This is a genomic window from Salibacterium salarium (assembly GCF_030813635.1).
Classification (GTDB): domain Bacteria; phylum Bacillota; class Bacilli; order Bacillales; family Marinococcaceae; genus Salibacterium; species Salibacterium salarium.
In genome coordinates, this window is sequence record NZ_JAUSUM010000002.1 from 570,905 (window position 1) to 587,836 (window position 16,932).

10 protein-coding genes are annotated in these 16,932 nt (G+C 37.0%); 1 reads left to right on the forward strand and 9 read right to left on the reverse strand.

What is annotated here, in order from left to right; translation table 11 throughout:
- Positions 1–8: 8 nt before the first annotated feature.
- On the reverse strand, positions 9–497 hold the full coding sequence (locus J2S78_RS08685; protein WP_306897839.1) for a hypothetical protein: 489 nt from the start codon (positions 495–497) through the stop codon (positions 9–11).
- A gap of 204 nt (positions 498–701) precedes the next feature.
- The gene (locus J2S78_RS08690) at positions 702–1,136 is read right to left on the reverse strand and encodes a hypothetical protein (RefSeq protein WP_306897841.1); all 435 of its coding nucleotides are present in this window, start codon (positions 1,134–1,136) and stop codon (positions 702–704) included.
- A 335-nt stretch (positions 1,137–1,471) separates the two neighbouring features.
- Here J2S78_RS08690 and J2S78_RS08695 point away from each other — a divergent pair, with 335 nt between their 5' ends.
- A complete protein-coding gene (locus J2S78_RS08695) occupies positions 1,472–1,807 on the forward strand; it encodes a CHY zinc finger protein (protein WP_306897843.1) in 336 nt (111 codons plus the stop codon).
- A gap of 131 nt (positions 1,808–1,938) precedes the next feature.
- Here J2S78_RS08695 and J2S78_RS08700 read toward each other — a convergent pair whose 3' ends face one another.
- The 7 genes from J2S78_RS08700 to odhB form a co-directional block, all read right to left on the reverse strand.
- Positions 1,939–2,682 carry a ZIP family metal transporter gene (locus J2S78_RS08700; RefSeq protein ID WP_306897844.1) on the reverse strand — a complete coding sequence of 248 codons (744 nt, stop codon included), beginning with the start codon at positions 2,680–2,682 and terminating at the stop codon, positions 1,939–1,941.
- 85 nt (positions 2,683–2,767) lie between these two features.
- Positions 2,768–6,178 (reverse strand): SbcC/MukB-like Walker B domain-containing protein, encoded by a 3,411-nt coding sequence (locus J2S78_RS08705; RefSeq protein WP_306897846.1) that lies wholly within the window; start codon positions 6,176–6,178, stop codon positions 2,768–2,770.
- Positions 6,178–7,344, reverse strand: coding sequence for a metallophosphoesterase family protein (locus J2S78_RS08710; protein ID WP_306897848.1), 1,167 nt, complete (start codon positions 7,342–7,344; stop codon positions 6,178–6,180). The genes J2S78_RS08705 and J2S78_RS08710 overlap by 1 nt, the downstream gene beginning before the upstream one ends.
- A 12-nt stretch (positions 7,345–7,356) precedes the next feature.
- On the reverse strand, positions 7,357–11,022 hold the full coding sequence (addA, locus tag J2S78_RS08715; RefSeq protein ID WP_306897849.1) for a helicase-exonuclease AddAB subunit AddA: 3,666 nt from the start codon (positions 11,020–11,022) through the stop codon (positions 7,357–7,359).
- A 1-nt stretch (position 11,023) separates the two neighbouring features.
- On the reverse strand, positions 11,024–14,521 hold the full coding sequence (addB, locus tag J2S78_RS08720; RefSeq protein ID WP_306897851.1) for a helicase-exonuclease AddAB subunit AddB: 3,498 nt from the start codon (positions 14,519–14,521) through the stop codon (positions 11,024–11,026).
- A 279-nt stretch (positions 14,522–14,800) separates the two neighbouring features.
- On the reverse strand, positions 14,801–15,109 hold the full coding sequence (locus tag J2S78_RS08725) for a CC/Se motif containing family (RefSeq protein ID WP_306897853.1): 309 nt from the start codon (positions 15,107–15,109) through the stop codon (positions 14,801–14,803).
- A gap of 560 nt (positions 15,110–15,669) precedes the next feature.
- Entirely contained in the window at positions 15,670–16,923 is a 1,254-nt protein-coding gene (gene odhB / locus J2S78_RS08730; protein WP_306897855.1) for a 2-oxoglutarate dehydrogenase complex dihydrolipoyllysine-residue succinyltransferase, read from the reverse strand.
- Positions 16,924–16,932: the final 9 nt, after the last annotated feature.

The following is a 16,932-nucleotide window of genomic DNA, read 5'->3' on the forward strand; positions in this document are numbered from 1 at the left end:
AGGTCTTGTTATTCTACACTTAAACGTAAATCTGGGAGATGATTTAAAATAAACTGAGATTTATCAGAGTCAGCTTTCACAGCAAATTGCCGATAATACTTTAATGCCGTTTCAAAATGAGCCGGCATGCTCTCATATTCATCAAGTACCTTGTCAAACGCATTGTAAGCTAACATTAAAGAGGCTACTAAATCCGTAAACGGCATAATATACGTATTGGAATCATGATGCGGAGCAGTACAAAGTGTCATTTGCTCAACTTGTTCATCAAAAAAAGCTGATGCTTCTTCTATATAAGGACGATATAACGGGTTAACATTTTTAGAAGCATCTTCAAAAAATGTACGCCACTCACGGCAAAAACTGATTAAATAAGGTAAATCATTTTTCAAGACCGTAAGATCAAATCCTGCTTGTTTTATACGATCCATGCTCATAGGCTCTAATGTTTCTTGATTCGTTCCCAGATAGAAAAATTTACGACGATACGCTTTCATTCCGCACCCCGTCTTTCAGTTATTTGTCTAAATTTAAAGTTTAGGTAATTGTAACATGTATAAAAAGAGTTTCCTACTCCTTTGTAAAAAAAACACGCATGAATCTGCTGTAAATATTTGAGAATATTATTTTAAAATAAAACTTTTTCAAAAATAAAGCGCACCCGGAAAGGGTGACGCCTGTGTGGTTCGTATTATTTTAAATTATAAGCAGGCCAAACGTCTAACATCACTGACAAATTCCATAATTTCACTATTGCGAAAGGCAATATTTTTTAACTCTGTCGTATAAAGATAAATAACAACTGTATCTCTATCCCTATTATCAATAACTCCAACAGAGCTTATGTGATTGTCCGTTTCCACAACAGGAAGATCCAATCGACCACTAACTTCTTCTGCGTCAATTTTTCCTCTTGGTACATCTAAAACCAATTTAAGATGATCTTCCATATCATCACATATCATGCCCCAACGTTTTCCGAACCACGCACGACATCCCGTCATACTAACCAGTGTATAACCATAAGGAGGCGTAGGTACAAATTTTGTACTTGCCCATCCTCTAAGCTCCATTGCACTGCAGAGCTCTTTTGCTTTCGTATTAACCAGTGTTTCTTGATTTTCTTTAACAGGCATATAATCCCTCCTTAAAAATTACACCGTCTTATAAACCACTCCTCTACGATAATGTAGAAAATATTCTAAACATTACACCGTAAGTGTAATATACCATAAAAACAGGCGGATGTCGAACAATTGAAGAAAAATTCTAACTTTTGTCACAGATTAAATCATCAATCGATTATTTATACTGTTCACTTATAAATGTAAGAGAATTTCTATGGAAGATTTTTGATTTAATTGTTTTAAGATGTTATCTGCCAATAATACAATTCCCTTTTTCAATAAAAATAAACATTTTTGTTCTGAACTGTTATAATAGTATAAAAGTTCACAGGTGGTGACAGATAATGAAACGAGAGATAAATGGCACGACAATATATGGCATTGCCCTTGACACAAACAGCCGTTGTTTTCACTATCAACAACCCAACGATATTATATCTATTCGATTTTTCTGTTGCGGTGACTATTACTGTTGCTTTAAATGTCATGAAAAACTAGCCCATCATAAAGCAGAACAGTGGCCAAAAGAGATGTTTAATCATAAAGCTATTTTATGTGGTTCTTGCGGCACACACATAACAGTACATGACTATTTAGAAAGCGGGTATTTATGCCCTTCATGCAATGCATCGTTTAATCCTGGGTGCCGCAACCATTATCATTTGTATTTTCAACAATAACTGTTTTAAAAAAAATCCATAAAGCTTCTTAGTAATGAAATAAATAATAGAATACCGACAATGACACATATAACAGCTAGTCTTTTTTCAAGTTTATTATTATCCATTTAATCGGACACCTTTCTGAATGTCTAAAAAAACCAGGTCATAGCTATCATCAATAGCAAGCCACCTGTAAAACTGTAGGTGGCACTTAATGCATAGCCATCCCCGTGACTTTCTGGTATTAATTCTTTATATACAATGTATATCATTGAACCAGCTGCAAATGCTAATCCAATCGGGACTATATTGCTTACGAATGCAGTCATCCAATACCCAGTGAAAGCAGCAATCCATTCCATTAATCCAGTACTAGCAGCAATAAGAAAAGCATTTCTTTTTTTTATTCCCTGCTGCACTAAGAAGAATGCAATAATAAATCCTTCAGGTGCATTTTGAACACCAATAGCTAGTGCAATAAGTAAACCTAAACCCTCAACACCGCTGTTGTAGCTCACTCCAACTGATAGTCCTTCCGGAATATTATGCAATGTAATAGCAGTGATAATTAAGATTGCTGTCCGATCCATTTTTTTATTCTCAAGCAATCCCCTGCTTGGACTTCGTTCAATATGTTCATGAGGAATAGTTTGTTCTAATATTGTTAGAACCAGCATCCCCATGGTGATGCCTATAATAACAGACATATATCCACCCAAGTTTAAACTTTCTGGAATTAGCTCAAAAGTTGATGCAGCCATCATCATTCCCGCACTAAAAGCAAGCAGTATATCTTTTGCCTGATGGGTTGTATTCCTTAGAATAATCGCAGGTATGGCTCCAATCGCTGTTGCAAAAGCGGATAATCCACTGGCTACTATAAATTCCTCCATACCTTTCACCTTACCTCTAGTCTTATACACACACATTATTTTTGTTTACATAATAATATTATAGGTTACTTTGGTAAATATATAATCAATCATTTTGCAAGTGTACTCTGCTCCCGATACCACTTGGTTCCGCTGGAGATACGAACACTTTTTTTGCTAAACGTTCTTGTATTTCAGGAACATGGCTAATAATACCAACGGCTAAATTATTTGTTTGAAGTTTTTCAAGTGATGTCATTACGGTATCCAACAGTTCCTGATCCAAGGTTCCAAAGCCTTCATCTAGAAAGAAAAATTCTAATGGGTATTGTCCTTTTAATTGAATAGAAGAAGACAATGATAGGGCCAATGCCAGACTCGTCAAAAATGTTTCTCCTCCCGATAATGACGTAACCGGTCTCTTCAAACCACCATTTGCGTCGTCTCTAACAATAAATCCTCCTTGAGAATCTACTTCTATAGCATAGCGACCTTTCGTTAGTCCATGCAATCGTTCTGACGCTGTTCGGCTTACCTGCACTAACTGTTCTTCCGCGAGAAATTCAACAAATCCTCTTCCGCGAAAGACATTATCTAATTTCTTATATTGATTGTAGTTTTTTTCCCAGTTTTTTCTTTCTTGTTCAAGTGCTTGATATCGTTCCTTCCTTTTTTGCATTTCCTGTAACGACTCTACAGCGGCTCCCCGTTTTTCTCTGGCTTCATCTACATTAGCATGTATTTCTGATTTTCTTTGTTCTATTTGCGTCCACTCTTCTTCAGAAATTTTTCGATCAGCAATTTTATACTCGAGATTATCTTTTGTACTTTGCCACTTATTTTGTTCTTTTTCATGTTGTTGTATTTCTTCTTCGAATTGCTGCTTTTGTTCATTTGTTAGAATTTCCTGTCTTAACGCTGACGGGGCTATTTCCATTTTTCCAAGCTTTTGTAATTGTTTATTCCATTTTTCTTTAGAATCTTCTAAGCGCTTGGATGCTTCTTGCAAAGAATGCGTCGCGATAGATTGAGTATTTATTGCTTCTTGTTTCTGCCGCTTTATTTGCTCTGTTTCATTAGCTATTTTCTCTTCATTCGCTGCCCAAGTAGATTCCTCTGTTTGCACTTCTTTTTTCAGTTGAGAAAGGGAGTATCCCTCTAACATTGCGTCTAACTGTTGTTTTCTTATATCAAGATTTGATTTTAATTGCTCTGTTTGAGCTTTAACTTGGGTTTGTTCTATCATAATGTTATGACGTTGATGAATCCACTGTTCTAATTCAGATTGCAACTTTTGAATATGAGCATATCCTTGATCTATTCTTGTTTGTAATTTTTCCTTTTTCTCATCTTTAGCCTGAAGATTTTTATATTCCTCTTCTAATGTATCAAAATAAAAATGGGGATATGAATGTTTCCATTGTTCCATCGCTTGTTGTTCTTCTTTTTCTAACTGTGCGTATTGGTCTGATTTCTCTGAGTAAGTGGTATAAACGGTTTCGTGTTGGTGATAGATATCTTTATACTCTTCTTGCTTTTGCTGATACTGCTCCTTTTCGTTTTCGATATGGTGGTGCAAATTTTCTATTGTTTGCTCTTCTACTTTCCATTGTTTCAACTGATCTTCGATTATATTTTCCCAATCATTCGATTTCGAAATTGTTTTGTAGGTAAATTCTATTGTAGTCTCCCTATCCGTAGATAAAACTGTTTCCTTCATCGTTTCCGTTAATAAATTGGATAAATGTTGTAATTTCCATTCACGCTGACTCACTTCAAACTCAAATTTTTTTAAGTGTTCTAACCAGTTGTCAATTGCTTTTTTTTCATTAGAAATATTCTCTGTATTACCAACATCATGAGCTAATTGCGGAGCGGGATGATTCAGTGCACCGCATACAGGACACGGCTGATCCGATTGTAGTTGTGAGGCCAAATGTATAGCCATTTCTTGATGTTTTATTTGTTCTTGTTTTTCAGCATACGTATTCGACCATTGTTGCAATACATTCATGCTTGTTTCAAGCCACTCTTTATCCTCAGCACTTTTATTGTACCAATACATAACCTGTTGAAAACGATTTTTTGTGTTTTCCTGTTTTGTATTTAATTCTTTTTCTACGTTCTTTTTTTGCTCTTGTACATGAGCGAGTTTTTTGGCTGCTTCGTCTATTTCTTGTTTTCGTTGAGCCAATTGATTTTGCAAATAGGTAATCGATTGTTTGTCTTCTTTAGCTTGAAAAACAGTATACTTATTCGCCGTTTCTTTATTTAAAACAGCCAGTTCTTCTTGAAACTCTTTTACTGCTTGATTATATTTTTCCAAGTTTTGTTGCATTTTTTCTTCTTCATTTTTATAGTAGTCCGCTTTTTCTGTGATTTTCTCTAGTGCAGCGTCTAAATCCGATTTTTCTTTTACGTCTGTAGTCATCTCTTGCTCGATTTCTTCGGCTTTGTCAATCGTCTGTTTTTGTTCACTTAATTTCTTATCTATTGTTTGTTTATCTATTATAAATTGATTGTATCTTGATGTGATTTCCTCTTCTTTTAATTCAAGATTTTCTAATGCTGTTCTTGCATCCTTATCTTTTTTTAACCATGTTTCCTTTTCCTGTTGAGATTGTAGATAAGCTTCTCCAAAAGGAAGTAATGATTCAGCTTGATCAGAATTCGTTAGAAAGGTTTTGTATTTCTCTATTTGCGTTTGTTGTTCCTCTAATTTTTGAAGCTTTTGTTGAGCATCTTCCCATTCTTCCTGCCAATTTTTAAGTTGTTTAGCTTGTTCTGCTTGTTTGTCAACTTCTTTTTTTTCGGTTATCCATTCTTCTAGTTTGTGATTCCAATATTTCACTTGTTTTTCAGCTGTATCAATAGCTTCTTTGGATGCCTCTCCCAAACCTTGTTGTTCCGATTCAATCCGTTCTTTTTCATGAGTTGCGTTTTGTAAATTTGTTTTCACCTTTTTAATTAAATCGTCTCCATATTTTTCAAGATGAAAGATACGCTGCAGCATTTGTCTTCTGTCATTTCCTCGAAGCTTTAAAAATTCGGAAAACTTGCCTTGTGGAAGTACTACCGCCCTAGTGAAATCTTCAATCGAGAGTCCGAGCATATCCTCCACTTGTTTATTAACTTCAACTGTTTTATCAGCTAGAATTTCTCGATCGCCAGTGAGATGATGAAGTCGACTCACTGCTGTTTTTACATGATGTTCGCCAGACCTTTTGTACGTTCTTTCTATCATATATTTCGATGCGTTTTCTTGTTGGCCTAGTTCGAATGTAAAAGACACAAACATCTCGTCTTCCGCTTGATTTATAATGCCGTGAGTATTATTTGGGGCGCGCTCTACTTTCCCGTAAAGAGCTAAAGTCATCGCGTCTAATAAAGAAGATTTTCCGCTCCCTGTCGGACCAAATATACCGAAAACACCACCCTTACATAAATCGGAGAAGTTTATCGTTTGTTTTTCTCTAAAACTGTGAAGGCCTTTTATAGATAATTCAATTGGACGCATTAATTGCTTTCTCCTTCCTCTTCTATCATTTCCATAAACAAACGTATAAGGTCATCATCCGGTTTAGCACCTCCTGTTTGCTTTTCATAAAACTTTTGAAATAATTCATCAATAGGAAGATTATTTTTTTGTGTTGTAACGGCACGTTCTTTCATTTCTGGAAATATAGGATAAATATGAATAATACCCGGATGCGATTTTCTTATAAATTGTATCTCTTCCATACTAGGAGTTTCATTCATATGCAAACTTAATTCTATCCATGCATTTGTGTCCTTTTTTTCATCCAGCCATTGTTTTACTTGACTCATTCCATGCGTAGCTTCCCAGCGAACAAGGGGTTTTCCACTGGAGAGAGGTATTTCTTTTATGCTTGGGGTCTCGTCTTCTGATTTTACATCTACTACAGTAACAGACTTTGTAACTCCCGACTCGGAGAAGCTGAATGCGAGTGGAGATCCAGCATACCTAGTAATAGTTTTAGTATGACGAATATTCTGCGGACGGTGTAAGTGACCTAATGCCGTATATTGAATATTTTCTGGAATCGCATCTGCTGTAATTGTATACGCCCCTCCTACTTCAATTGGTCGTTCCGAATCACTGGCAGAACCTCCTGCAACAAACATATGACTCATAGCCATCCGAACGTGATTTTTTTTAAAAGAATGCGTTAATCTTTGAAAAATAGATTTTATTTTTTCATTATAGGCATCACGAAGTTGTTTTTCTTCACTTGATTCAGTGAGCACCGAACGCATCCGTGATTCGGATGGATAAGGAAGAGCTGCGAGTTGCAAAACGTCACCGTTAACTGGAATCTGTAAAGGCTCTACACCCGGGTAACCAACAATGTAGATTCCCTGAGTCTGTGCAATTTTCCTGGCAGCTGCAAGACGTTCTGGGTGATCATGATTCCCTGCTATAATGGCAATAGGAAGGTTGTATTGACGGCTTATTTTAGCAATACTTTCATAAAATAGCTCTTCAGCAAACGCAGGTGGATTTACTGAATCAAATACATCTCCAGCCATTAACAGTACGTCAATCTTTTCATCTTTTATTATGGTTTCTAGTTCTTCAAAAAACGCTACATGTTCTGCAAATCGGCTTCTTCCTTCTAATGTTCTGCCAATGTGCCAATCTGCTGTATGCAATATTCTCATACGTTCCAACCCCTAGTTAATCATATCTATTACGTATGCTCCGTCAAATGCGTATATATAGGCTTCTTTGATGTCTTTATTCCAGATGGAAGAAAGAGCTTCTCGATAAAGATCTATTTGAGATTGATATCTATTTTTCATCATCTCTATCCCTTGATCTATACTAGAAGAAAATCTGTTTTTAAATGCATCTGTCTTAAAATCCAATAACACGAGATTATCATCGGCTTCCTTAAATACACAATCGATAGCCCCTTGAATTAGAATCATGTCGTCTTCAAGGTTGTCTCGTTTACCATAACTAAACGGAATTTCTCTTTTTACCTGTTTTGCCTTTTTCATACGTTCACCTAATTCAGATTGAAAAAATGTGACAACACCATTTATGTCAATCATATCAGCTTGATCTGCAGTCAATAATTCTTTTTCCACAAGCCGACTCGTAAATTCTAGACAATACTGCTTGGTCACGTCATCTTGTATGGGCAAGTGTTCCATAAAGGTATGCAGTGCTGTACCTTTTTCGGCAGGTCGAGAACTTGACTGTTGCATAAACAAAGGCCTTTCCGCATATTTAGAATGAAAACCCGTTTGGAAAGACGATTCGCTGTATTCATCTTCTATCGTTCGTTTAAACTGACTTACTGTCTGTTTTGAAGGCTGAATAACAGCTTCTTCGTAAGGATATTTCCAAGTCAATTGGGAGTGGATGTGTTCATATTCACCTGTATTGGTTTCGATGATGTCTTGATTTATCAAAGCTTGCTCTGTAGCTTCGATTGAAACTTCGTCATCAGTTTCTGGTTCTGCTATTTCGTGCCGTTCAACAAAATGAATCTGCCATGATGAAGGATAGTGAAATAAGGCGTGATTTCCAACAATGTCTTTATTATGCCAAGCATTAGCCGCATTGTGTCGAAATACAGCTGGACCAACCCAGTCCAAAAATGATTTTGCTTTTAATCGTTCAAATTCCGGCAATAACCAATTCTCTTGATCCGTCCATTCAAGCCAAGACTCGATTGTTTTTTCTGCTTTTCTTAATGTTCCAATCATATATAACTTTTCTTTCGCTCGTGTCATTGCTACGTATAGCACTCTCATCTCTTCAGCAATGCTTTCCCGGTGATTTCGTATTTTCAAAGCTAATTGAGGGATAGAATTCTTCACTATTCGTTGTTCTGGATCTATATACTTACTTCCGATACCAAGTTGTTTGTGCAATAACATTTTGTTATTCAAGTCTTGAAAGTTAAACTGTTTATTCATTCCAGCAAGAAATACAATTGGAAACTCGAGCCCTTTACTTTTATGGATTGTCATAAGACGTATGACATCTTCTTGTTCACCTAAGGCCCTTGCTGTACCAAGGTCATCTCCTCGTTCTTGAATACGTTCGATAAATCTTAAAAAACGAAACAGGCCACGGAACGAAGTTTTTTCATACATACGTGCTCTATCATATAGTGCTAGCAAATTAGCTTGACGTTGTTTCCCTCCAGGCATACCACCAGAAAAATCATAATAACCTGTCTCTTGGAGTAAGTCCCAGATAAACTCTGACAAGGCTTCACTGCGTGCCCTCTGTCTCCATACACGAAGATTCTCGTAAAAGGAAACAGCTTTTTTCCGCCAATTTGCGTCAGGACCATGATGAACTGTTTCTTTTAAAGCGTCATAAAAAAGACCTTGTCTATCCATCATTCGAATATTAGCCAAATCTTCTTCATCCATCCCAACTATAGGAGAACGCAATACGGAAGCAAGGGGGATATCTTGTCTCGGATTATCAATGACCTTCAATAACGACAACATGACATTAATCTCTACTGCTTCAAAATAACCTCCGCTTAATTCTGCATAGACAGGCAGTCCCTGCTTCTTACACTCTTCCATAAAGGTAGAGGCCCAAGGCATAGAACGCATTAATATGACAATGTCACGAAAAGTCATTTGCCGCATCTGTTTGGTCTCTTTATCTAATACTTGATGCTTTTCGTTTATTAACTGCTTGATTTTTTTAGCTATCCAGCGTGCTTCTAGTTGAGCCGTTTCCATATCTTCTTCTGCATCTTCCTCATCAGAAGTCGTTTGTTGGATAGGATCTCCTTTATTAAGAAGCACAAGTTCTGATGTATTCGTTGTATCTGGATAATCTTCATTGCCAACCTTCAATTCGGCTGTGTCATCATACATCACTTCACCGGTACGTTCATCCATTAGCTGTTTGAAAATAAAATTCGTCGCATCAATAATTTCACGACGGCTCCTAAAGTTTTGGTCTAGATTAATCCTCCAACCCGGTATCCCATGTTCCCGATTATATTGCTTGTATTTATCTAAAAACAATCCAGGATCAGCAAGACGAAATCGGTAAACGCTTTGCTTTACATCCCCAACTAAAAATAAATTATTACCATTAGAAATCGTTTGTAAAATGGCTTCTTGAGCATGATTTGTATCTTGATACTCATCAACCATAATTTCTGCAAAGCGATGTCTAAAATCTTCAGCGGCTTCAGAACCTTCTTCGTTCAAAATAGCAAGACAAAGCTGTTCTAAATCAGAAAAGTCAACGACACCCTTCTCTTCTTTTGCTGCCTGATAACTTTGTGAAAACATCTCTACCGTTTCTACTAATGTATGAATGGGAACAGTCATTTCTTTAATATCTTGAAGCAGTTCCTGTGGAGACTGATTAAAAGCTTCTTGTTTTACGCTTGTCACTTCTTTTTTTATTGTTTCACGAAGTTTTTTTGCTTTTGATTGAAGGTGTTCGTCTACTTCTTCATCCTTTTTTATCGTTTTCAAGCGTCCGAAAGTAATATTTTGAAAAGAACTATATAAAGTGTTCCAATCAGTTGCCTCGATTAAGTTGTTCAATTGCTTTTCATCTTCTTCAAAGTTTTCTAGATACGGTAGTGGACCTTCTGTTTCCAAGCAAATATTTTTCGCCTTCTGAAGCATCTCCACGGAAGCGGTAAGTCTTGTCATTGCATCCTTCCAAATTTCTTCTCCCCACACTAAATCATCCATCGATTGATCAGTATCTACCTCATAATAATCAGCTGTCTTTTGCAACCAAGAACTTGGATCTGGATGAGACCTTGAAAAATGAAACAGCTTTCTAACAACATTTCTTAATCCCTCATCACTGCGATCTCCACTAAACCGTTCTGCTACATCTAAAAACTTTTCCTCGCTTTCTGATTTATATCTTTCTTCAAATACATCCTCTAATATTTCTTCTCTCATTAATTCCCCTTCCGTTTCATCCAATATACGAAATTGGGGGTCTATATTAAGTTTGTAATAATACTTCCTGATCACAGCCATACAAAAGGAATGCAACGTTGAAATATGTGCTCTGTTCACTAAAGATAGTTGTCGTTGTAAATGCAATGAGCCGGGATCTTTATTGATTTCCCGCATAAGTGCAGCAGAAATTCTACTTTTCATTTCAGCAGCTGCTGCTTTCGTGAACGTTACAATAAGAAGTTTATCAACGTCCACCGGTGGATCATTCTGTGTTATTTTATATATAATTCTTTCCACCAGTACAGCTGTTTTACCACTGCCAGCTGCAGCAGACACAAGAAGATTGCTTCCTGATCCGGAAATGGCTTCCCATTGACTGTCCGTCCAGCCTGATCCGTCAGGCTTACTCTTCCACTGCATATTACAATTCCTCCTTCTCTTGCGAAAATAATTCAGATGTAATCGTTCCTTTATCTTTAGATAAAAAACGATAGTCATTTGCTTCAAACGATGTATCAAATTGGCATACCGATTTAAAGGAGCAAAAAGTACATGCTTTGGCTTGTCCATTTTTAAAAGGATTGATGTTTGTATTCCCTTGCATGATCATCTCGCCGTCTTGTTGCAGTTTCTCTCGAATAAAACGCCGCAGGGATTCAAATTGTTCAACCGGAAGAACAGAGGAAGTTGAATAAAAGGACCCATCTTTTTTCATGGCAGCCGGAATAATTTGAGAGTGTCCCGTAGTCAACGTCTCGTCCATTAATCGAACGGGCTCTTCCTCTGCCATTAACAATCCTTTCATCTTAAACCTTTTTAAGAACTCATTCTCTAGTTCTTCTTGTTCCATATGTTGTTTGGCCAGAACAAATGGGTTATGAACATGGAAATACAATACTCCTGCTGGTTTGACAGGGCTTCCAATCCAATCTTGTGAAAAAGATAATACTACATCAAGATACACGAGCATTTGTAAGGCTAAACCAAAGTATACATCAGCTAACTGAATATCTTTTTCACTGGATTTATAATCTATAATTCTTACGAATACACCGTCTTCGCCTTGAGCACCATCAACGCGGTCAATCCGTCCTGCGACTTCCATTTCGGTACCATCCGACAATGTAAAACGAAGAGGAGGCATTTGTTCTCCAGGGCCAAAACCTAACTCAAGACCAATTGGAGAAAATCCAGACACTTTGGCTTGTCTGCTCAATATTTCAGAAGCGCGTACAACAGTATCTTCTAATTTCTTTTGTAAATACTGATGTCTGTGACTGCTCAATAATATCTCTCTTTGAATAGTCGGAACAATTCGTGCTACGCAACGGCGTGCAATCGTCTGACATTCTTGTGAAGTCAGAGCTCCCCATTCTTTTCCTTCATTTTTAATTTGCTCTGTCATATTTTTTAAAGCAGCATGGAACAATTGACCGATATCTGGTGCTTCAAGTTTATATATATCCCTTTCTTTTAGGCGTAGCCCATAAGAAACAAATTGCGAAAATGCACATGATTCGAAAGTTTCCACACGTGATACACTTGCTTTTAAGGTTTCTCCATACAATTGCTTACTTATCATGGATGATAATTGTACTGGCTTGTTTTTATAAAATAAACTGTTAATAAGGATAGACAATGGTGCCGATTGATTTTTTCTGACGTACCAGTTGTACACATCCCACCAAATGGGTGCTACTGGATAACCTTGTTTCCATCGTTGAAGCTGATAAGTTAAAAACGACAGAGTTTTTCTATTTGGGCCTATGAAGGCTTTTTGTTCTGTTTCGTTATATTCTTGTGGTTCATTAAATAACAGTTTTTCTTCGATATCGGGAAATATATCTTTTATTTGATTAATTAATACCGATGGTTGCAACGTTTTTCCTTCTTCATCTGCTAAAGGATAGCTTAAATAAAGTTTTTCCTTTGGTAAACTAAGGGCTCGATAAATGAGAAACTGTTCATTCAATAACCGTGTTCCAGCATCATCTGCAAGCTCAATACCCTGCTCTGCAAACCATTTTCTCTCTTCATCATCCAGCATACCCTCTTCTTCAAAAGAGGCTGGCAACAACCCTTCGTTCACCCCTAACAAAAAAGTAATGTGAACATCTGATATTCTCGAGCGTTCCATATCTGCTATCGTTACTTGATCAATAGCTGGAGGAACAATAGCAAAGGTCATTGACTCTAGACCTGTTTCCACTACCTGATAAAAGGTTTCAAATGTAATCTTTTCATCTCCAGCCATTTCTACCATTTGTTCTAGCATTTCAACAATGGAACTCCACACTTGTTCATGCTCTCGAGCTTCCGATAAATCATTGCGATCTAGAGCATCATCACGAATTCGTTCAATTTTTTCAGGGATTCGAAGTTCTTCCAAGAACTCATAAAGAACGACACTGTATTCTTTCATCGTTGATGCTGCTTTTATATGTTTTTCTAAATTCAATAAAGGAGCTGCATATTTCTCCCGTAAATGATTAAGATGACGTTCTGTTTCCATATCTTCCACTTTTTTTTGCGACACACCGTCAGCTGGTGTTCGTTGACTTGTATACGTCCAAGGCTGATCTTGCTTCCAATGCTTTTCAGAAACTCCATAAGCAAGCACGTAATTTTCCAGATAGTCTATTTCTTCCTTTGCTGTCTCCCAATGCTCATTCAATGAAAAAAACATATCCGTTTTCCATGCTCTAAAAAGCGGTTCGTATCTCCAACGCACGGAAAGAGTTTCTAATGAAGATCGAATACATTCCATGACAGGATGATTTAACATCGGACGCTGTTGATCAAGAAATATTGGAATATCATAATCTTGAAAAACGGTTTGAAGCATATCACCATAATTTTCAACGTGCCGAGACATCACGGCAATATCTCTATAACGATACCCTTGCTTTTGAACCAATCTGTTGATTTCTCTTGCGGTCGCTTCAATTTCTGTCCTTCTGTTCACAGCCGCACTAAGGTGTATATAATTATTAGCTTGCCCTGAGACAACCGGACGTTTTTCAAAATAATTCTCTGCATGTTGTAAAGCCTGATTTTTGTATTTAAAAGTCTGTACGTTCACCGTTACGTCTGATGCTTCATGTGAACTGTTGTCTGCTAAAGTTTTAACTTTCTGATAAGTAACAGCCGGCTGACGAAATAAATCTAAAAGAGGTGGCGGCTCTTCATCGTAAGGTTTATCCAACGTCAATGCAAATGTCATATGGTATGCTTTTTCCATTAAAGCCTCTAGAACACTTAGTTCTTGAGGAGTGAATGAATGAAAACCATCAACATAAATATCGGCACCGTCTAAATAATTAGATGCTTGTACTTTTTCAGACAATAATCGCAAGTAATCTTCTGCACCAGCGTACCGCTCCCCTAACATGATTTCCGCTTTCTTCCAAACTATCGCAATATCATGTAATTTATCAGATAACACTTGTTCCTTTGCTGTTTTATTCTCTATTGCTTCCAATTCTGCTTGGTTTTTTTGTAATTGTTCAATAGATACTATTTGCCGTTTGAATTCAGTGATTAATCGTTGCATATGATCAACGAATCCTGTTTTGTCTGCAGCTTTTTCATACAAACGAAATTGTTGTTTCTCTTCTTCTATTATCTTTCGAATGAGCATATACAGTCCATTTTGCTGCAAATAGGTTTTCGTAATACCACCCGTCTCTTGCAGCACTTTCCATGCCATTCTAGAAAAACTTAAAACTTGTGCCCGTGTTATTCCCGTCTGACTTTTTAAAACAAGATCCTGTTCTGCCTGAAACGTCATTTGGTCCGGAACTAGATAAATAATTGGCCGTGTCTCATCCGGATGATCCGCAAGTTTGTCCAACATCTCTTGACGAATCGCATGTGTTTTTCCAGTACCTGTCCTTCCGAGTAGAAATCGAACCCCCATTATTATCTCCTCCAGATTTCGTTTGTAAAGCTTAAATATTCACACGAATCATACGTTCGCCTCTTATATATTCTATACATTTTCATAAAAAAGATAAAGCCTTGTCATCTATGAAACTATTCCCACCAATTATACGGTCTTACGTTAAAAAATAAAAAGATTGTTATCCAACATAATGGTTAACAATCTTTTTAGTAGAGGAACTCATAAAACCTTGAACCTTCCGCATTATTTTATTTGTGAAACGAATTCTGCGAAATATAAAAGAATTCTGAATAATTAAACGCTTGTCTTTTTGTGAAAATGTTTAATCCCACTGCAACTAAGGTGTTTGAATGGACCAAACCCTGTAATGCGTATGCGTAATTCTTTTTTTATTTTTAACTGTTCATGAATGTAAATGTTAATACCTTGATAAGAAATTATCTCATACCTTGCTTCGTTTTCCGGTATATCAAAGGTTAACATTACATCAACCAGTCCTCGCTGTTTATTTTGATTAAATATAAATAATGGATTCAATGTAACAGATCCGTTATTCTTTTCAATCATATCTACTGTTTTATTATCTATATTAATATTGTACATTAAAAAAACCCCCTATTAATATCGATTCAATTAGATTATAACACGAAGATATAAGTATTTATCAATAGATATAAAGAGAATTTTTGATATGAAATGATTTCATTACAATTGACAAGGGTATATAACTTTTAAAAAGAACTCACTACTAATAATTAATCTTGTCTATATGTTCTGACGAATAAATTGACCAAAATGTTTGGAACTTAGGAAGTTTAGATTAAAAAAACCGTTTTCACTTTTTTTACGCTAGATCCGCCCACATAAAAAATTCTTATCTATTAATAAAAAGGGGCTGGGACTAAACCTTTATAAGATAGAAAAATGCCGAACGATTTTACAAAATCGTTCGGCATTTTTCGTTCTGCGCCAAAATACTTCGCTTTCCGCGGGCACGGCTCGAGCCTCCTCGGCAGAAAACCCCTGCCTGCGGGGTCTCGAGACACGTGCTTTTCCCGCAGGAGTCGAAGCATTTTGGCTCCGCTAATATGCAACTCTTGACCAGCGCAAGACATTCGTGTTCACTACCGCATATTTTTCTTTTGTCCCAACCTCTTTTTACATTAGCCCTCTAGAAGGAGTGACTCTGGATCTTCTAGAAGTTCTTTTAATTTCACAAGGAAGCTGACTGCTTCTTTTCCATCTACGATACGGTGGTCATAAGAAAGAGCCACATACATCATAGGGCGGTTTTCCATTTTATCTTGATCAATTGCAACGGGGCGCCATTGGATTTTGTGCATGCCTAAGATTCCGACTTGCGGTCCATTCAGAATAGGAGTAGAAAGCAATGACCCGAACACTCCACCGTTTGTTATTGTAAATGATCCACCTTGTAAATCTTTTAACGTTAACTTGTTATCTCTAGCTTTTAATGACAAATCGACAACCTCTTGTTCAAGTTCTGCAAATGATTTTCTATCGGCATCACGTACAACTGGAACAACTAATCCGTCGTCAGTTGATACGGCCATACCGATATCATAAAAATATTTTTGAATGATTTCATTACCACTTATTTCAGCATTAAGAAGTGGAAATTTCTTCAAGGAGGCAATAACTGCTTTCGTGAAGAAAGACATGAACCCTAATCGTACATCATGCTGTTGTTGGAAAGACTCTTTCCAACGCTTTCTCACATCCATAACAGCTGTCATATCAATTTCATTAAATGTAGTGAGCATAGCAGAAGTTTGTTGAACCTCTACAAGTCGATTTGCAATCGTTTGACGGCGTCTCGACATTCTAATCCGCTCAACTGGCTTTCCTTCAAATTCATCTGTAGGAACTGTTTCTTTTTTGGCCGTCTTTCCTTGTGAAGCTGAAGACGCTGCTATATTTTTTTCGTAGTCTTCTACATCTTCTTTTCTTACCCTGCCTAAAGGATCTTTTGTCGGTACTTGATTAAGGTCTAGTCCTTTTTCACGAGCCAGTTTTCTTGCTGATGGAGATGCAACCGGGCGATCCTCAGCAGAATCTCCGCCTTCTTTTTGAGCAGGTTGTGATGGTTCAGAGGATTGTTCTGGTTGATTTTCTTCTTTAGAGCTTTCTTTAGCAGCCGGTGGTGCCTGTCCTGCTTCGCCACTCTCATCAATATGACCAATAACATCTCCAACCTCTACTGTATCTCCCGCTTCTTTTAGAAGGTCTTGAATGACGCCGGATTGGTCTGTTGTAATTTCAACATTAATTTTATCTGTTTCTAACTCAGCTATGTTTTCTCCTTTTTCTACCTTATCGCCGGGTTGCTTTAACCATTCTGCAATCGTGCCCTCTGTGATTGATTCCGCAAGCTCTGGTACTTTAATTTCAGCCATGAATGAGTC